Here is a 17,249-nt window from a genome sequence, read left to right on the forward strand (position 1 = left end):
CAGCAATGGCACTGCTCGAAGTTGAAGATCTCGCCGTCACGTTCGCCCGCCGCGGTCAGCGGGCCGTGCACGCTGTCGACGGGGTGTCCTTCTCGGTCGACGCCGGTGAGGTGGTCGGCCTGGTCGGCGAGTCCGGCTGTGGCAAGAGCGTCACCTCGCTCGCGATCATGGGTCTGTTGCCCAAGCAGCCCGGCCTGCGGGTCGGCGGCAAGGCCGTCTTCGACGGCACCGACCTGCTACAGCTCGACGACAGGTCGCGGCGGGACATCCGGGGCCGGGACATCGCAATGATCTTCCAGGACCCGCTCTCCTCGTTGAACCCGGTGATCCCGATCGGCTTGCAGGTGACCGAGGTGCTCACCCGGCACCGGGGGATGAAGGGCGAGGCCGCGGCGAAGGAAGCGGCGGCGCTGCTGGACCGGGTCGGCATCCCCGACCCGAAGCGGCGGCTCAAGGAGTACCCGCACCAGCTCTCCGGTGGGATGCGCCAGCGTGCGCTCATCGCGATGGCGGTGGCCTGCCAGCCTCGGCTGCTGATCGCCGACGAGCCGACCACCGCGCTGGACGTCACCATCCAGGCCCAGATCCTGGAGCTGCTCAAGGAACTGGTCCGCGACTCCGGCACCGCACTGTTGATGATCACGCACGATCTGGGCGTGGTGGCCGGCATGTGCGACACCGTCAACGTGCTCTACGGAGGCCGGGTGGTGGAGACGGCCCGCCGTCGTCCGCTGTTCCGCCAGCCGCGTCACCCGTACACGGTGGGTCTGCTCGGCTCGGTGCCGCGCCTGGACGCCGGGCGGGGCGAGAAGCTCAACCCGATTCCCGGTTCGGTCCGCGACCTGCTGCCCTGGCCGGACGGGTGCGCCTTCGCCCCGCGCTGCGCCCGGCGGATCGACGAGTGTGTGGGTGAGCCGCCGGAGCTGGTGCACGCGCACGACGGACGGAGCTACCGGTGCGTCAACCCGGAGCCGTTGCCGGGCATGGTGCCCGCCCCGCGCGAGGAGGAATCAGCGTGAGCGAGAACGACGTCCTCGTCGAGGTGCGCGACCTGAAGGTGCACTTCCCGATCAAACGGGGGGTGCTCTTCGACCGGGTGGTCGGCCAGGTGAAGGCCGTCGACGGTGTCGACCTGAGCATCGCGCGGGGCAAGACGTACGGCCTGGTGGGTGAGTCCGGCTGCGGCAAGTCCACGTTGGGCCGGGCGCTGCTCCAGCTCACCCCGCCGACCGCAGGTGAGGTCAGCTTCGACGGCGTCGAGCTGACGACGCTGCCGTCCGGCAAGCTGCGCAGCATGCGTCGCCGGATGCAGATGATCTTCCAGGACCCGATGTCCAGCCTCGACCCCCGGCAGAACGTCGAGTCGATCCTGACCGAGGGCCTCCAGACCCACGGGATCGGCACCGACCGCACCGACCGTCGACGGATCATCGGCGAGACCCTGGACGCGGTCGGGCTGCCGCGCTGGGCGCTGTCCCGCTACCCGCACGAGTTCTCCGGCGGGCAGCGGCAGCGCATCGGCATCGCCCGCGCCCTGGTGCTCGGGCCGGAGCTGATCGTCGCCGACGAGCCGGTCTCGGCGCTCGACGTGTCGATCCAGGCCCAGGTGGTCAACCTGCTGGACGAACTCCAGGACAGCCTGGGGCTGACCTACCTGGTGATCGCGCACGACCTCGCTGTGGTCCGGCACATCTCCGACACTGTCGGCGTCATGTACCTGGGCGCGCTGGTCGAGGAGGCGCCGAGCGACAGGCTCTACACCGAGCCGCTGCACCCGTACACCCGGGCGCTGATGTCGGCGGTGCCGGTGCCGGACCCGGACGTGGAGGACCGCCGGGAGCGGATCCTCCTCGCCGGTGACCTGCCGTCGCCGGCCAACCCGCCGTCCGGCTGCCGCTTCCACACCCGCTGCCCGTGGGCGCAGCCCACCCGCTGCGCCGACGAGCGACCGGTGCTGCGGGACATCGGCGCCAGCCGGGTGGCCTGCCACTTCGCGGAGCAGATCGCCAGCGGCGAGTTGCGCCCGCACGGGGTCAGCGCGCAGATCGTCCGACCCGAGGGCGAGGGGGACGCGCCGGGCGTGGTCTCCGCGCCCACCGAGCCGGGCTCGTACGTCTGAGACTGGACGCGGTGCCGGCGCTCGTCAGCCCTCGGGGCGGTTCAGCAGCCCCACAGCGACGCCGTGCACCGCGTCCAGCCCGGCCGGGTCGGCAAGCGTGACCGACGTGCCGGTCACCGCGTACCACTCGTCCGCGTCCTTGTACTGCACCCGCAGGGTGATCTTGCCGTCCGCGTACTCGGTGCGCAGCGTCAGGTCACCGGTGACGACGCCGACCTCGTCGGTCATCACGCCGCCGGGGCCGGGCACGATGTCGGTGGTGCGGGTCTGCGGGCCGGCCGCCCCGCCCGAATCCGCGACCATGCCGGCACCCGGCACGGCGGCGGGAGTCTCGGCGGTGCCGTCCGCGGTCATGCCGGCGGCGGACGGGCCGCTATCCCCGGCGGTGGTCACGAATCGCTCCCCACTGAACAGCCCTCCAACATGTCGGTCAGGGCGGCCTTCTCGGCGCTGGTCACCGTCAGCTTCCAGTAGTGCTTGACCGTCACCCAGTCCTGGGCGTATTTGCACCAGTAGGACCGGCTTGCCGGTTTCCACTGGGACGGGTCCTGGTCACCCTTTGCCCGGTTCGACGAGGCGGAAACCGCGAAAAGCTGCGGACGGGTGGTGTCGTTCGCGAAATCGCCGCGCTTCGCGTTGTCCCACTCGTCGGCACCCGAGCGCCACGCGTTCGCCAACGGCACCATGTGGTCGATGTCCACGTCGGAGGGATCGGAGAAGCTGCGACCGTCGTACACGCTCTCCCAGCGCCCACCGACCACGTTGCAGCCGGAGAGCTTCACGTCCTTGCCGTCGCGCTGGAGGATGCTGTCCCGGACATCGCAGTTCTTGCCGGTGTCCCGCCAGTGCGGGAAACGCTCCCGGCTGTAGCCCTTCATCGAGCCGGCGGTAGCGACGGTGAGCTGACTCAGCTGCTCCGCGGCGTTGCCGCCGTCGCTCGACGGCGGTGTGGTCGGCTCATCCTGCGGGACGCAACCGGCCACGCCGAGCGCCAGCGCCGCGGTGAGCGCGGCCACCGCCGCTCGCGGTCCTGATCTGGTACGCACAGACGACACCTCTCCAGCTTGGGGGCTCCCGGCGATTGCGCACAGTACCCGGGGACGGTTTCGGCGTTTCGTGGCGTCTCCCACATGATGCAAGGCAGATTGGTGGGATGACCGCACCCGTACCGGCGACCGCCCTCCGGATGGGCACCACCGCCGGCCGGGGCACGCTGCTCGCCGCCGTACTCGCCTCTGGCATGGTCTTCCTCGACAGCACCGTCGTCAACGTGGCGCTGCCGAAACTCGGGCAGGACCTCGGCGCGAACGTGGCCGATCTCCAGTGGACCATCAACGGCTATCTGCTGATGCTGGCGGCGTTCGTGCTGCTCGGCGGCGCGCTCGGCGACCGCTTCGGCCGGCGACGCATCTTCCTCATCGGCGTGGTCTGGTTCACCGCCGCCTCCGTGCTCTGCGGGCTGGCCCAGGACACCGGCATGCTGATCGCGGCACGGTTCCTCCAGGGCGCCGGTGGCGCGCTCCTCACGCCCGGGTCGCTGTCGGTGCTCCAGGCGAGCTTCCATCCCGACGACCGGGGCCGGGCGATCGGTGCCTGGGCCGGGCTGTCCGGGGTGTCCACCGCGCTGGGCCCGTTCATCGGGGGCTGGCTGATCGACGCGCTCTCCTGGCGCTGGATCTTCTTCCTCAACCTGCCGATCGCCGTGCTGGTGCTGCTGGCCGCCCTGCGCTGGGTGCCGGAAAGCCGGGACGAGAGCGCCTCCCGCACCGAGGGACGGGGTCGGACCCGACGGCGGTTCGACGTCGCCGGAGCCCTGCTCGGAGCGCTCGCGCTCGCCGGCGTCACCTACGCCCTGATCGACGCGCCGGCCCGTGGGTTCGACTCCGCCGAGGTGCTGATCGCAGCAGTGGTCGGGGTGCTCTCCGCGGTGGCCTTCGTCCTGCTGGAACGGCGGCGTGGCGACGCCGCGATGCTGCCCACCGGGCTGTTCGGCAGCCGACTCTTCTCGGTGCTGAACATCTTCACGGTCGTCGTCTACGCGGCGCTCGGCGGCTTCACCTTCTTCTTCGCCGTCTACCTCCAGAACGTGGTCGGCTGGTCGGCCTTCCGCACCGGCATCGCGTTGCTGCCGATGACACTGCTGCTGTTGGTCGGCTCCGCGCGCGCCGGCGCGCTGTCCGCCCGGATCGGCCCACGGCTGCCGCTGGCCATCGGACCGGTGATCGCCGCGGTCGGCCTGCTGCTGCTGCGCGGCGTCGGACCGGGCGCGTCGTACTGGCGGGACGTGCTGCCCGGGGTGCTGCTCTTCGGCATCGGGTTGACCCTGGTGGTGGCACCGCTGACCGCGTCGGTGCTGGCCGCCGTGCAGGACCGGTTCTCCGGGGTGGCCAGCGGGTTCAACAACGCCGCGTCCCGCGCCGGCGGCCTGCTCGCGGTGGCGGCGCTGCCGCTGCTGGTCGGGCTCTCCGGCGGCGGGTACGAGCAGAAGGCCGAGCTGACCGACGCGTTCCGGGGCGCGATGGAGTGGTGTGCCGGGCTGCTCGTGGCCGGCGCCCTGCTGGCCCTGGTGCTGGTCCACCGACCGCCCCGGAAAGCCCCGCCGTCCCAGCCCTGCCATTCACTGCCCGCCGCGACACCCCCGAAGTAGGAAGCCACTCCGGGGGTGTCGCGCTCAGGTCAGCGGCGGGCGCGGTTGACGGCGCTGGTGACCGCCTTGATCGACGCGGTGACGATGTTGGCGTCGGTGCCGACACCCCAGACCGTCCTGCCGTCCACCTCACACTCCACGTACGCGGCGGCCTGCGCGTCACCACCGGAGGAGAGCGCGTGCTCGTGGTAGTCGAGCACCCGTACGCCCACCCCGACCGACTGGAGCGCGTTGACGTACGCGTCGATCGGGCCGTTGCCGACCGCGGCGAGGGACCGCTGCTCGCCGCCCACACCGACCTGGGCCTCGATCTCGACCTTGCCGTCCACAGTGCCGATCGTGTAGCCGGCCAGCCGGACCGTCGGGTCGGGCTGGTGGTCGAGCAGGTAGTGCGTCGCGAAGATCTCCCACATGGCGGCCGGGTCGACCTCGCCGCCGTCGTGATCGGTGACCTGCTGCACCACACCGGAGAACTCGATCTGGAGCCGGCGCGGCAGGTCCAGTTGGTGCTCGCTCTTCATGATGTACGCGACGCCGCCCTTGCCGGACTGCGAGTTGACCCGGATGACCGCTTCGTAGGTGCGGCCCAGGTCCTTCGGGTCGATCGGCAGGTACGGCACCGCCCAGGTGTGCTCGTCCATCGGTACGCCGGCCGCCTTCGCGTCGGCGGCGAGGGCGTCGAAGCCCTTCTTGATGGCGTCCTGGTGGGAGCCGGAGAAGGCGGTGTAGACCAGGTCACCCGCATACGGGTGGCGTTCGTGCACCGGCAGTTGGTTGCAGTACTCGACGGCTCGCCGGATCTCGTCGATGTTCGAGAAGTCGATCATCGGGTCGATGCCCTGGGAGAAGATGTTGAGCCCCAGGGTCACCAGGTCGACGTTGCCGGTGCGCTCACCGTTGCCGAACAGGCAGCCCTCGATGCGGTCCGCGCCGGCGAGCAGGCCCAGCTCGGCAGCGGCCACGCCGGTGCCCCGGTCGTTGTGCGGGTGCAGGCTCAGCACCACGCTGTCCCGGCGCGGCAGGTGCCTGTGCATCCACTCGATCGAGTCGGCGTACACGTTGGGGGTGGCCATCTCGACGGTGGCCGGCAGGTTGATGATCAGCGGACGGTCCGGGGTCGGGTCGATCACGTCGATCACCCGGGAGCAGACCTCCAGCGCGTACTCCAGCTCGGTGCCCGTGTACGACTCCGGCGAGTACTCGTAGAAGATCTCCGTGTCCGGGGTGTGGATCTCGGCGTACTTCTGGCAGAGCCGCGCCCCGGTGGTGGCGATGTCGGCGATGCCGTCGGTGTCCAGGCCGAAGACCACCCGCCGCTGGAGGGTGGAGGTCGAGTTGTAGAAGTGCACGATGGCCCGCTTCGCGCCGCGCAGCGACTCGAACGTCCGGTCGATCAGGTGCTCCCGGCACTGCGTGAGCACCTGGATGGTGACGTCGTCCGGGATCATGTCGTCTTCGATGAGCTGCCGGACGAAGTCGAAGTCGGTCTGGCTGGCCGACGGGAAGCCGACCTCGATCTCCTTGTAGCCCATCTGGACCAGCAGCTGGAACATCCGGCGCTTGCGCTCGGGCGACATCGGGTCGATCAGGGCCTGGTTGCCGTCGCGGAGATCCACAGCGCACCAGCGGGGGGCGGCCTCGACGGTGCGGGTGGGCCAGGTGCGGTCCGGCAGTTCGACCCGGAACTGCTCCCGGTACGGCTGGTAGCGGTGGTACGGCATCCGGCTCGGGCGTTGCCGGGCGATCGGATCGGTCTCGGCGTCGGTGACAGGTTGAGCCATCTCGGAGTGCTCCCTGGAACATGTGGCGTCAGCAGATCGGAAGGTGTCGGCGAGATGCCGGGCGACGGTGCGCGGCGGTGCCGAGAAGAAACTCGGATGTGCTGGACGGCGCGATGCGACTCCGCGACGAGGTGCCGGCCGGTCAGGCCTCGTCGCGGCGGCTAAGGAGGAGCAGCGCCTGCCACATGACCAGGTCACCCTACGTGATGGAACGGGGGGTGGAAAGACAGGTCCGGACTATGGGACCGGGGTCATGGCCGGCGCTGCGGCCTCGGCACCCAGCCGCGGCGTCCGTTGCGCCCAGGCCACCGCGGGCACGATCGCCACCGCTACCAGCACGAAGATCGCTGCCGTCGGTAACCAACCCCACCCGCCGGTGGTCACCCCGAGGGCGGTCAGTCCAGCCGGGGCGATCAGGTACTGCACCTGCACGCCGAGTCCGAGCGCCCCCACGTACGCACCGCGCTGGTCGGCCGGCGGCAGGGTGGCGGTGAGCCCCCAGGCGCCCGCCGACTCGATCAGCTCGGCCAGGATCAGCAGCAACGCGGCGGCCACCAGCACCACCACTGTGAGCGCGCCCCGAGTGACGCCGGAAATCGGCAGGACCAGGCAGAACAGGGCGATCAGCAGCCCACCTCGACGGGAGGCCCGGGCCGCGCCCGCCGCGGTGTCCGCGCCCCGGCTGACGCGCACCTGGAGCAGCACGATCAGGATCGTGTTGAGCAGCACCAGCCCGGCGATCACCGTCTTCGGGGCGTCGGTGTGGGTGAGGATCCACAGCGGCATGACCGTCAGGTAGAGCACCCCGTGCGCGGTGAGCAGCCCGGACACCACCGACACCGCCATGAACGGCCGGTCCCGGAGCACGGCGAGCCGACTCATCGGCTCCGCCGGTCGGGCCACCTGCGGCAGCCGGGGCAGTCGCCGCACGAAGAGGGCCGTCACGAGGAAGACCGTCGAGATGAACCAGACCATTCCCCGGTACGCCGTGATCGTGTCCACCGCCAGCACCAGGCCGCTGATCACCGCGCCGAGCCCGAAGCCGACGTTCAGCGACGAGCGCTGGTACGCCATCGCCGTGACCCGTTCGGCCGGCGGGAGCGCGTTGATCGAGTAGACCTGCCGGGCCACGCCGACAGCGGCGTCCACGGCGGCCAGCGCCACCACCACGGCGAGGAACCCCGCGAAGCCGCCCACGAACGGGTAGGTCGCGAACAGCGCCGCGTTCAGCACCAGCCCCACCACCCAGACCCGCTGCGGTCCGTACCGGTCGGTGAGCCCACCCAGCGGCACAGTGCCCAACAGCGACACCCCCGCCGCGATGGACAGCCCCAACCCGACCTGGGCGGCGCTGAGCCCGAGCGCCCGGGTGAAGAAGACGGCGCTGCCGGCGTGGAACAGGCCGCTGCCGACGGCGTAGACCATGGCCTGCACGGCCAGGGCGCGGGTCAGCCCGGCCGGCGGTACGACGTCTCGAACGGCGGTACGGATGGTTTCTCTGGTCCCCATGATCGGGGAGTGAATCGGGTCCCCATGACCTCGGTCGAGTCTTTTAGGCTGGACCGAATCCTGTTCCTGGGGGGCGTGTGTCCGAGTTGCGGTTCAGCCTGGCCGACGTGGCGGGAGTGCGGCTCGCCGTGTCACCGGTCAACGAGACGGTCATGAGCATGTGGGCGCTGGCCAACCCGGTCCGCTACGCGGTGCACCTGCCCTGGATCGACCGGGCCCGGGTGACGTTGCGTCGTCCCGAGGTGGCCGAGCGGGTCCTACCTCTGGTGGGGTTGGTCGTGCCGGGTCGCTGGCTGCCCGACTTCCTCACCCCGGCGGCCCGACCGAACGTGGAGATGGCCGAGCAGCTCGACCAGATCGCGGCGACGCCGCCGGCCGTGGTGGTCCAGGACCTGCTGGCGACCACCTGGCAAAAGCCGCTGAGCCCGTTCGGGCGGGCGCTGCTCGCCGACCCCGGCGGGCTGTTGCCGCAGGTCGTCGACGCGGTGCGGGTGTGGCACGACGAGGCGATCGCCCCGGACTGGCAGCGGATGCGGGCGCTGCTCGACGCCGACGTGGCGTACCGGGCCGCCCAACTCGCCGAGAGCGGCGCCGGTCGGTTCTTCGAGCAGCTCCACCCGAGCCTGCGCTGGCACGGCGACCGGGTGATCAGCGACGACACGTTCGAGCGGGACTTCGACCTCCGCGGTCGTGGGCTGGCGCTGAACCCGACGGTGTTCACCGAGCAGCACGTGCTGTGGAACCTGCTGGAGGATTCGCTGCCGGCCGGCGCGTACCCGGTTCGGGCCGTGGGGACGCTCTGGGAGGCGACCGCGCCGCCGCCCGGCGACCCACTGGCACGGGTGATCGGGCCGGGCCGGACCGCGCTGCTGCACCTGCTCGAGACGGCGCTGACCACCACCGACCTGGCCCGACTGACCGGGATGTCCGCCGGGAACGTCTCCCAGCACCTGGCCGCGTTGCACGGCGCCGGCCTGGTGTCCCGGTCCCGCGAGGGTCGGCACGTCCGCTACCACAACACCGATGCCGCGGCGGTCCTCCTCCGGGCCAGCCGGGGCGGCTGAGCTCGGCGCTCGATCAACGCAACAGCAGCTCGGCGACCGGGCGGCGGTGCCGCAGGCCGGTCTCCCGGGCGTGCAGGTCGGCCGGGAGGGCGAACGGGTCCCCGAGCCGGCCGACGGCGGCGACCACCAACGGGCGGACGCCGCCGGGCAGGTCGAGTTCGGTGGAGAGGCCGGCCCGGTCGAACCGGGTGAGCTGGTGCACGTGCAGGCCGAGCGCTGTGGCCTGCACGGTCAGGTGGGCGATCGCCTGCCCCAGGTCGTACGCGGCCCGCTCGGCGTCGAGGCCGGTGTGGGCGCCGACCACCAGGGTCGCGGCGTGCCGGATCCAGATCTGGTCGTCGACCGGGAGGCTGATCAGGATCCGTTTCCAGGTCTCGTCGTCGCGGTGGCCGAGGGCGAACCGCCAGGGTTGCCCGTTCTCCGCCGACGGGGCCCAGCGCGCGGCCTCGAGCAGCGAGGCGGACTCCTCCGGGGTCAGCTCGGCGCTCGGGTCGAAGGCTCGTGGACTCCAGCGGTAGGCGAGCAGCGGGGTGAGGTCGGCCATATAGCGGATCGTCCTGTATGGGTGATTCGCCCCTCAGGATGGGGTGGCTGAATGTGGGCAAGACCACCCGTAACGGGACGAAGATCAGGGCGTTCCCGCGCCCGGGCTCTCCGACGGGTCCGGGGTCGGCGGCGCCGCGGTGTCGAGTGGCTCCCGGTCGACCACCACCGGGCCGGCCAGCTGCACGGTGGCCGGTGCCGGGCCGGGCGCAGCGGCCAGCCGCAGCGTCCCGGCCCCGGTCCGGACGCCGGTCGGCGTGCCGTCCTGGTCGTAGCAGTAGATGCCCACATCCAGCGGGGCGTTGAGCGACGCCGAGGTGGAATCCACCGAGTAGCAGGTGCCGGTGAGGCCCTCGGGCGCGTTGGCCGGGGCGACCGCCAACGGCGCGCGTCGGTCGGTGAGCACGTACAGCCAGTCGGTGAGCAGGTGCTGGACCCGGGGGTCCGACCGGCGTGGGATCGCGTCGTCGCGATCACCCAGGCGTACGCAACTCGCCGACTCGGTATGACCGGCCGACGGCAGGGCGCACTGGAACAGCCCGTCGGCAGTGCTGGCCATCGAGACGTCGGCGGTGCCACCCAAGGCGCCCCCCGGCACGTCCACCCGCCAGCTCCCGTCGTTCGCGCTGGTGAACACGATGGTGCGATCCGGTTTACCCGACTGGCTGTAGACGTACTGGGCCACCAGGTGACGGTCCTGAGCCGCCGCGGCCAGCGCGGCCAGCTCATCCCGTGCGGCCTCCACCTCGACCGGCCCCGGATCGACGGGCGGCGGAGTCGGAGGCTGCTCACTGGTGCAGGCGACAAGGAGGGCCGGCAGGGCGAGGACGAGCGGCCCGAGCACACGGCCGGCCGAGCGGAAGAGGACGGGCACCGGCCCATTCTGGTGGGTGCGGGCGGTTGGTGGGTACCGGCGCGTCCGGGCTGGTTCCGGCGTGTCGGGCGGGGTGTCCCGGCGTACCCGTCCGACCTGGTGGGACCGGTGCCGCCGGTCCCGGCCGGGCCGGATGGTGGGATCACCTGACCCGGCTTCGTTATCCGCCGGATACCCTCATGGGGTCTGACACGCGCCGCCGGCCCCGGTTCCGGCGGCGTCGGCACGCTCAGGGTCGCTGGGAGGGAGTGCACCGTCGTGGCACTCGTGGTGCAGAAGTACGGCGGGTCCTCCGTCGCCAACGCCGAGCGGATCAAGCGGGTGGCCGAGCGCATCGTCGCCGCCCGCAAGGCCGGCGACGACGTGGTGGTGGTGGTCTCCGCGATGGGCGACACCACCGACGAGCTGCTCGACCTGGCCAACCAGGTCAGCCCGCTGCCGCCGGGCCGCGAGCTGGACATGCTGCTCACCGCCGGGGAGCGGATCTCCATGGCCCTGCTGGCCATGGCCATCCACAACCTGGGGTACGAAGCCCGCTCGTTCACCGGTTCGCAGGCCGGCGTGATCACCACCTCGGTGCACGGCCGCGCCCGGATCATCGACGTCACCCCCGGGCGGCTCAAGGGCGCGCTCGACGAGGGCTCGGTGGTCATCGTGGCCGGCTTCCAGGGCGTCTCGCAGGACACCAAGGACGTCACCACGCTGGGCCGCGGTGGTTCGGACACCACAGCCGTGGCGCTCGCCGCCGCCCTGCACGCCGACGTCTGCGAGATCTACACCGACGTGGACGGCATCTTCACCGCCGACCCGCGGATCGTGCCCAACGCCCGACACATCCGGCACATCACCTACGAGGAGATGTTGGAGCTGGCCGCGTGCGGCGCGAAGGTGCTGCACCTGCGTAGCGTGGAGTACGCCCGGCGGGCGGGGTTGCCGATCCACGTCCGTTCGTCATACTCGACCAACACCGGCACGATGGTCACCGGATCGATGGAGGACCTTTCCGTGGAGCAGGCACTGATCACCGGGGTCGCGCACGACCGCAGCGAGGCCAAGATCACGATCGTCGGGGTGCCCGACGAGCCGGGTGCCGCCGCGCGGATCTTCGACACCGTCGCCGGCGCCGAGATCAACATCGACATGATCGTGCAGAACGTCTCCACCGAGGGCACCGGCCGGACGGACATCTCGTTCACCCTGCCCAAGGCCGACGGCCCCACCGCGATGGCGGCGCTCAGCAAGATCCAGGAGCCGGTCAAGTTCAAGGGCCTGCTCTACGACGACCACGTCGGCAAGGTCTCGCTGATCGGCGCGGGCATGCGCTCGCACCCCGGGGTGGCGGCCGGCTTCTTCGCCGCGCTCGGCGCGGCCGGGGTCAACATCGAGATGATCTCCACCTCCGAGATCCGGGTCTCCGTGGTCTGCCGGGACACCGACCTCGACGCCGCCGTCCGCGCCATCCACGACGCGTTCGAGCTGGGCGGCGACACCGAAGCCGTGGTCTACGCGGGGACGGGTAGGTAGCGCCGATGACGGCGCTGCCCACCCTCGCCGTGGTCGGAGCGACAGGTGCCGTCGGCACCGTGATGTGTGAGCTGCTCACCGGGCGACGCAACGTCTGGGGTGAGATCCGGCTGCTCGCCTCCGAGCGCTCCGTCGGGCGCCGGGTGCGCTGCCGGGGCGAGGAACTCGTCGTCCAGGCGCTGACCCCCGAGGCGTTCGACGGGGTCCAGGTGGCCATGTTCGACGTGCCCGACGAGGTCTCCGCCGAGTGGGCGCCGATCGCCGTCGCCCGGGGCGCGATCGCCGTCGACAACTCCGGCGCGTTCCGGATGGACCGCGACGTCCCGCTGGTCGTCCCGGAGATCAACCCCGAGCAGGTCCGCAACCGACCCCGGGGCATCATCGCCAACGCCAACTGCACCACCCTCGCGATGATCGTCGCCGTCGCGCCGCTGCACCGCGAGTACGGCCTACGGGAGCTGGTGCTCGCCTCCTACCAGGCGGTCTCCGGAGCCGGTCAGTCCGGCGTCGACATCCTGCACGACCAGCTCACCAAGGTCGCCGGCGATCGGGCGCTCGGCTCGCGCACCGGCGACGTACGTCAGGCGGTCGGCGACGACCTGGGCCCGTTCCCGGCACCCATGGCGCTCAACGTGGTCCCCTGGGCCGGCTCCCCGGCGGACAGCGGCTGGTCATCGGAAGAGATGAAGATCCGCAACGAGTCGCGCAAGATCCTCGGCCTCCCCGACCTCAAGGTCTCCGCCACCTGCGTCCGCGTGCCGGTGGTCACCGCCCACTCGGTCGCCGTGCACGCGGTCTTCGCCACCGAGGTCGACGCCGAGGGTGCCCGCGAGGCGTTGCGCAACGCCCCCGGGGTGATCCTGGTCGACGACCCCGCAGCCGGGGAGTTCCCGATGCCGATCGACGCCGTCGGCACCGACCCGTCCTGGGTCGGTCGGATCCGCCGCGCCCTGGACGACCCCCGCGCCCTCGACTTCTTCGTCACCGGCGACAACCTCCGCAAGGGCGCGGCCCTCAACACCGCCCAGATCGCCGAACTCCTGGCCAAGGAACTCCGCACCCCCTAACCCGCCCCGCCCCCCGCTGGGCCCCGCGCTCCCGCGCCCGCGATCTTGCACTTTCTGTGCCGACATAAGGGGCCAGGGGCGACAAAACGACAACCGAAAGTGCAAGATCGGCGGGGCGGGGGACGTCGGGACGTGGGGGCGTGGTTACGCGGCGGAGAGTAGGACGCCGTCTCGACCTTGGCGTTTTACCGCGTAGAGGGCCTGGTCGGCTCTCTTCAGGGTGCGGTCGGGGGTTTCGCCGGGGCGGGGTAGTGCGACGCCCACGCTGATCGTGCGGCCGATGCGTCGGGCCGCCTCGGTGAGCCGTTCGGCGATGCGGACCGCCTCCTCCGGGCGACTCACCTCGATCACCGCGACGAACTCGTCGCCGCCGATCCGGTACAACTCGTCGCCGTGCCGCAGCGCCCCCTCCAGCGCCCGGGCCAACCCGACCAGCACGCGGTCGCCGGCCTGGTGGCCGTACGTGTCGTTCACGATCTTGAAGCCGTCCACGTCGATCGCCAGCAGGGCCGTACGTCCGGGGGTGGCCGCAGCGATCCGTTGCCCGAACGGGCCGGTGTGCCGCAACCCGGTCAGCGGATCGGAGCTGGCCTGCTCCCGCAGCCGGGCCAGTGTGCGGAGCCGGTCCATGCTCGTCCAGGCCTGCCCGGCGAGCAACTCCATCAGGCTGACAGTGGTCGGGTCCGGGCGCAGCGCGCGCTCGTCGGCGACCAGCAGCACCCCACCGGCGTCCGTCGGCCCGACCGGCACGGCGACCAGCGTGCGTACCCCCGCCCGGGTCAGCGGGCGGTAGTCCTCGGTCGGGGGATGCCCGGCCTCGCCCAGCGTGTACCCGGCGCCGTACCGGTGCGCCCGTTCGACCATCCGGTCCAGGGCGGCCGGACCCGCCGCGGCCAGCTCGGCGCGGATCCGGGTCTCCAGGTCGCTCGGCGTCGCCGGGGACGGGCCGAGCTGGCCGCCGATCAGCAGTAGTGCTGTGGAGAGGGTGGAGACCTCCCGGGCGGCGCGGGCGGCCGCCCCCATCACCTCTCCCTCGGTCGGCGCGGAGGAGAGCGCGGCCGCATGCCGGAGCAGCTTCTCGCTGCGGCTCTCCGCCGGTGGGCCACCGAGGGCGGCGATCCGCGCACCGAGCCCGTCGGCCAGCCGCTGCGCGGTCTCCCGCCACGGCTCCAGGTCGGTCGGTTCACTCCACTGCAGGTCGAGTACGCCGATCGCCCGGCCCGTCGGGTCCAGCACCGGTACGCACAGCTCGGCTGTCACGTCCGGGCGGACCGGCAGGTAGTCCGGGTCGACGGCGACGTCCGGGACGACGGCGGGAGCGCCGGTCGCGTACACCCGGCCCACGATGCCGGTCTGCGCCGGCACTGTGGCGAAGACCTGCCAGGCTCCGGTCGCCGCGACGCAGCGCAGGCGGTCGTGGACCGCGAGCAGCACGGAGATGGTCGCCGGGGTGTGGCGGGACAGCGCGGTGACCGTCCACCGACACGCCTCCGGCGTGCTCGACGCCATCGGCAGGCGGACGGTGACGTCACGGATGACTCGCTGATGATCCACTCGCACGTCGTTCCAGGTAGGGGAGGAGGCTCGGCCGACGCCGAACCGCTCGATCAAGCGTACTCACGGTGGCGGGGACCGGCCGGGCTTCGTACACACGTGCTATCCACAGCCTGTGGACGCAGCCTGTGGACGCAGGCCCCGGGATGCCGCGACTGCCGATAGCGTGGAGCCTCCCGGCGCCGAGGAGGCGAGCCCATGCTCATCGCCCAGCTCAGTGATCCGCACCTGACCACCGGCCTGCTCGCCGCCGAACCGGCCGCCGGGTTGCATCGAGCGCTCGGCCGGGTGCTGGCGTTGCGACCCCGACCGGACTGCGTGGTGATCAGCGGCGACCTGGCCGACCACGGCCAGCCCGACGAGTACGCGGCGCTGCGCGAGGTGATCGGCCGCTTCCCGCTGCCGGTGCACCTGACCACCGGCAACCATGACGACCGGGAGTCCCTGCTCGACGCGTTCGGCGGCACACCATGGCTCGGCGGCGGCTTCTCGGCCTACTACCACGTCGACCACGCGGCGGCGTCCGTCGTGGTGCTCGACTCGCTCGTCCCCGGCAGCGACGGCGGCCAGCTCGGCGAGGAACAGCTCGGCTGGCTCGACGGGGTGCTGGCCGGGCGGCCCGAGGTGCCCGCCGTGATCTTCCTGCACCACCCGCCGGTCGCGGTCGGCATCCCCGCGGCGGATTCCATCCGGCTCGCCGACGGTGACGCGCTCGCCGAGGTGATCGGCCGGCACCGGCACGTGGTACGGGTCGGCGCCGGCCACCTCCACCGCCCGGTCACCACGGCGTACGCGGGCACGGTCCTCACCGTGGCGCCCAGCACGTGGAAGCAGAGCACGCTCACCATGAGCGCCGACGAGCAGATCGGTTGGGTCAACGAGCCCACCGCCTTCCTGCTGCACTCGGTCGAGACCGGCGGCTGCGTGACCCACACCGTGCAGGTGAGCCACTCCGCCGGGCAGACCTGCGGCTTCTGAGGGGTCGTCGTGCTGGCCTGGTACGTCTCGTACGGTTCGAACATGCACGCCGCCCGGCTGGGCTGGTACATCGGTGGCGGCTGCCCACCCGGCGGAAAGCGGACGTACCCGGGCTGCCGCGACCGGCGCCCACCCAGCCGCTCGACGCCCGTGTCGCTGCCCGGCGGCATCTACTTCGCCGGCGAGTCCGGTGCCTGGACCGGCGGCATGGCCTTCTACGACCCGCACCTTCCGGGCGAGGCCGCGGCCCGCGCCTACCTGGTCACCCTGGAGCAGTTCACCGACATCGCAGCCCAGGAGATGTACCGCCCGCCGGGCGACACGACCGAGCTGATCCCGGCGACCGGCGCGGCCATCGACGCCGCCGTCGCCAACGGACGGGCCACGCTCGGCCCGGGGCGGTACGAGACGCTGATCTGCCCAGGCAGCCGCGACGGTGTTCCGATGCTCACCTTCACCGCCCCCGAGGGGGCGTCAGCCGTGCCGTGCCGACCTCCCGCGCCGATCTACCTCGCCATGATCGCCCGAGGGCTGCGCGAGTCGCACGGCTGGCCCGCCGAGCGGATCGCCACCTACCTGGCGGACCGGCCCGGCGTGGCGGGCGCCTGGGCGGCGGACGCCGTCGCTGCCCTGGTCGACAAGGCGCTGGCCGACCGCTGATCCGCCGACTTCCCGCCGGCTCGCGCCTCGGCGGCCGCTGGTGCTGTCAACCGAGCAGGAACTCGCGCAGCGCGGGGGCCAGCGTCGTCGGCGGTACGTCGTGGTAACCGCCGTCGAGGCTCACGGACCGGCCACCCGGCACGGCCTCGGCCGCCGCCCGACTCGCGTCCCGCAACCACTGTGGACTGCCGGTGCTGTCCACCGCGAGGGTCGGCGCGGTGATGGCCGCCAGCCGCTCGGCGGGAAGTCGCCCTCCGGCGGTGACTATCGCGTCGTACACCAGTGTGTGCGCGACCGCCGTCAGCCCACCCCACATCGGTTGCGATCGCATCCCGGTGATCTGCTCGGCCGGCAGCCCCACCGAGGCGCTGAGGAAGGTCTCCACCGCGCCGTCCCGGTCGTCGGCGGCGATCAGCTCGATGAGCTGCGGGGTGATGTCCTTACGGACGCCCACGTGCGGGCCGACCTGAAACGGTGGCTCGAACATGACCAACCTGGTCACCGGCAGACCCTGTGCGGTGGCGAGGGCGGCCAGGACGGCCCCGGAGGAGATGCCGTAGACGGCGGCGGAACCACCCGCCGCCGCGATCAGCGCGGCCAGGTCGTCGATCTCACGGCCGACCTCGTACGGTGCGGTGTCGCCGCTGTGGCCCCGACCGCGACGGTCATAGCTGAAGGCGGTGAAATCCGGCGCCAGTGCCGCACCCAGGTCGCGGGTCGCGTTGCGATCGCTGAACGCGCCGCCGACGAGGACGACCGCCGGCCCGGCACCGGACCGCTCGAACGCGATGGGTGTGCCGTCGACCGACCGCACCTGCTCCGCCACGGGTGTCGTTCCGCTCACGATGCCGTCCCCATTCCTCGTAGGCTGTCCCGTCCTTTCTAGACCCTGGGTCCGACGTTGTCCGGCAGACCGCGCTAAACGATGA

16 protein-coding genes are annotated in these 17,249 nt (G+C 71.8%); 8 read left to right on the plus strand and 8 right to left on the minus strand.

Annotated elements, in window-relative coordinates; genetic code table 11:
- The first annotated feature begins 5 nt into the window (after positions 1-5).
- Both OG598_RS28275 and OG598_RS28280 read left to right on the plus strand, forming a co-directional pair.
- The gene (locus OG598_RS28275) at positions 6-1,019 is read left to right on the plus strand and encodes an ABC transporter ATP-binding protein (protein WP_328651794.1); all 1,014 of its coding nucleotides are present in this window, start codon (positions 6-8) and stop codon (positions 1,017-1,019) included.
- Positions 1,016-2,119: an ABC transporter ATP-binding protein gene (locus tag OG598_RS28280; protein ID WP_328651795.1), complete on the plus strand. Its 1,104-nt coding sequence runs from the start codon at positions 1,016-1,018 to the stop codon at positions 2,117-2,119. Before OG598_RS28275 ends, OG598_RS28280 begins: the two co-directional genes overlap by 4 nt.
- Positions 2,120-2,143: 24 nt before the next feature.
- Here OG598_RS28280 and OG598_RS28285 read toward each other — a convergent pair whose 3' ends face one another.
- Both OG598_RS28285 and OG598_RS28290 read right to left on the minus strand, forming a co-directional pair.
- The gene (locus OG598_RS28285; RefSeq protein WP_328655461.1) at positions 2,144-2,533 is read right to left on the minus strand and encodes a hypothetical protein; all 390 of its coding nucleotides are present in this window, start codon (positions 2,531-2,533) and stop codon (positions 2,144-2,146) included.
- Positions 2,509-3,165 carry an HNH endonuclease family protein gene (locus OG598_RS28290; RefSeq protein ID WP_210780751.1) on the minus strand — a complete coding sequence of 219 codons (657 nt, stop codon included), beginning with the start codon at positions 3,163-3,165 and terminating at the stop codon, positions 2,509-2,511. The genes OG598_RS28285 and OG598_RS28290 overlap by 25 nt, the downstream gene beginning before the upstream one ends.
- Before the next feature lie 107 nt (positions 3,166-3,272).
- Between OG598_RS28290 and OG598_RS28295 the strand changes: the two genes are divergently transcribed.
- On the plus strand, positions 3,273-4,766 hold the full coding sequence (locus OG598_RS28295; protein WP_328651796.1) for an MFS transporter: 1,494 nt from the start codon (positions 3,273-3,275) through the stop codon (positions 4,764-4,766).
- A gap of 29 nt (positions 4,767-4,795) precedes the next feature.
- Here the strand turns inward: OG598_RS28295 and leuA are convergent, their stop codons facing one another.
- Positions 4,796-6,547 carry a 2-isopropylmalate synthase gene (gene leuA / locus OG598_RS28300; RefSeq protein ID WP_328651797.1) on the minus strand — a complete coding sequence of 584 codons (1,752 nt, stop codon included), beginning with the start codon at positions 6,545-6,547 and terminating at the stop codon, positions 4,796-4,798.
- A gap of 237 nt (positions 6,548-6,784) precedes the next feature.
- Entirely contained in the window at positions 6,785-8,056 is a 1,272-nt protein-coding gene (locus OG598_RS28305; protein ID WP_328651798.1) for an MFS transporter, read from the minus strand.
- A 77-nt stretch (positions 8,057-8,133) separates the two neighbouring features.
- Here OG598_RS28305 and OG598_RS28310 point away from each other — a divergent pair, with 77 nt between their 5' ends.
- Positions 8,134-9,120: an ArsR/SmtB family transcription factor gene (locus tag OG598_RS28310; protein ID WP_328651799.1), complete on the plus strand. Its 987-nt coding sequence runs from the start codon at positions 8,134-8,136 to the stop codon at positions 9,118-9,120.
- A gap of 13 nt (positions 9,121-9,133) precedes the next feature.
- Here OG598_RS28310 and OG598_RS28315 read toward each other — a convergent pair whose 3' ends face one another.
- Positions 9,134-9,664, minus strand: coding sequence for a nitroreductase family protein (locus OG598_RS28315; protein WP_328651800.1), 531 nt, complete (start codon positions 9,662-9,664; stop codon positions 9,134-9,136).
- A gap of 84 nt (positions 9,665-9,748) precedes the next feature.
- The gene (locus OG598_RS28320) at positions 9,749-10,537 is read right to left on the minus strand and encodes a hypothetical protein (protein WP_328651801.1); all 789 of its coding nucleotides are present in this window, start codon (positions 10,535-10,537) and stop codon (positions 9,749-9,751) included.
- A gap of 258 nt (positions 10,538-10,795) precedes the next feature.
- Between OG598_RS28320 and OG598_RS28325 the strand changes: the two genes are divergently transcribed.
- Both OG598_RS28325 and OG598_RS28330 read left to right on the plus strand, forming a co-directional pair.
- Complete coding sequence (locus tag OG598_RS28325) at positions 10,796-12,061, plus strand: aspartate kinase (protein ID WP_151491046.1); 1,266 nt, start codon at positions 10,796-10,798, stop codon at positions 12,059-12,061.
- A gap of 5 nt (positions 12,062-12,066) precedes the next feature.
- The gene (locus tag OG598_RS28330; protein WP_091403390.1) at positions 12,067-13,128 is read left to right on the plus strand and encodes an aspartate-semialdehyde dehydrogenase; all 1,062 of its coding nucleotides are present in this window, start codon (positions 12,067-12,069) and stop codon (positions 13,126-13,128) included.
- Between the two features lie 144 nt (positions 13,129-13,272).
- Here the strand turns inward: OG598_RS28330 and OG598_RS28335 are convergent, their stop codons facing one another.
- Positions 13,273-14,682 (minus strand): GGDEF domain-containing protein, encoded by a 1,410-nt coding sequence (locus tag OG598_RS28335; RefSeq protein ID WP_328651802.1) that lies wholly within the window; start codon positions 14,680-14,682, stop codon positions 13,273-13,275.
- 198 nt (positions 14,683-14,880) lie between these two features.
- Between OG598_RS28335 and OG598_RS28340 the strand changes: the two genes are divergently transcribed.
- Both OG598_RS28340 and OG598_RS28345 read left to right on the plus strand, forming a co-directional pair.
- Positions 14,881-15,660 (plus strand): phosphodiesterase, encoded by a 780-nt coding sequence (locus tag OG598_RS28340; protein ID WP_328651803.1) that lies wholly within the window; start codon positions 14,881-14,883, stop codon positions 15,658-15,660.
- 42 nt (positions 15,661-15,702) lie between these two features.
- Positions 15,703-16,320: a histone deacetylase gene (locus tag OG598_RS28345; RefSeq protein ID WP_328651804.1), complete on the plus strand. Its 618-nt coding sequence runs from the start codon at positions 15,703-15,705 to the stop codon at positions 16,318-16,320.
- Positions 16,321-16,366: 46 nt separating this feature from the next.
- Here OG598_RS28345 and OG598_RS28350 read toward each other — a convergent pair whose 3' ends face one another.
- Positions 16,367-17,164 (minus strand): alpha/beta fold hydrolase, encoded by a 798-nt coding sequence (locus tag OG598_RS28350; protein WP_328651805.1) that lies wholly within the window; start codon positions 17,162-17,164, stop codon positions 16,367-16,369.
- Between the last annotated feature and the right edge of the window lie 85 nt (positions 17,165-17,249).

The sequence above is a fragment of the Micromonospora sp. NBC_00330 genome (genome assembly GCF_036136635.1).
Taxonomy (GTDB): domain Bacteria; phylum Actinomycetota; class Actinomycetes; order Mycobacteriales; family Micromonosporaceae; genus Micromonospora; species Micromonospora salmantinae.

Coding starts and splice junctions, on each gene's coding strand:
- OG598_RS28275 (WP_328651794.1), top strand. CDS start 6: ATGGCACTGCTCGAAGTTGAAGATCTCGCCGTCACGTTCGCCCGCCGC.
- OG598_RS28295 (WP_328651796.1), top strand. CDS start 3,273: ATGACCGCACCCGTACCGGCGACCGCCCTCCGGATGGGCACCACCGCC.
- leuA (WP_328651797.1), bottom strand. CDS start 6,547: ATGGCTCAACCTGTCACCGACGCCGAGACCGATCCGATCGCCCGGCAA.
- OG598_RS28305 (WP_328651798.1), bottom strand. CDS start 8,056: ATGGGGACCAGAGAAACCATCCGTACCGCCGTTCGAGACGTCGTACCG.
- OG598_RS28315 (WP_328651800.1), bottom strand. CDS start 9,664: ATGGCCGACCTCACCCCGCTGCTCGCCTACCGCTGGAGTCCACGAGCC.
- OG598_RS28330 (WP_091403390.1), top strand. CDS start 12,067: ATGACGGCGCTGCCCACCCTCGCCGTGGTCGGAGCGACAGGTGCCGTC.
- OG598_RS28340 (WP_328651803.1), top strand. CDS start 14,881: ATGCTCATCGCCCAGCTCAGTGATCCGCACCTGACCACCGGCCTGCTC.
- OG598_RS28345 (WP_328651804.1), top strand. CDS start 15,703: ATGCACGCCGCCCGGCTGGGCTGGTACATCGGTGGCGGCTGCCCACCC.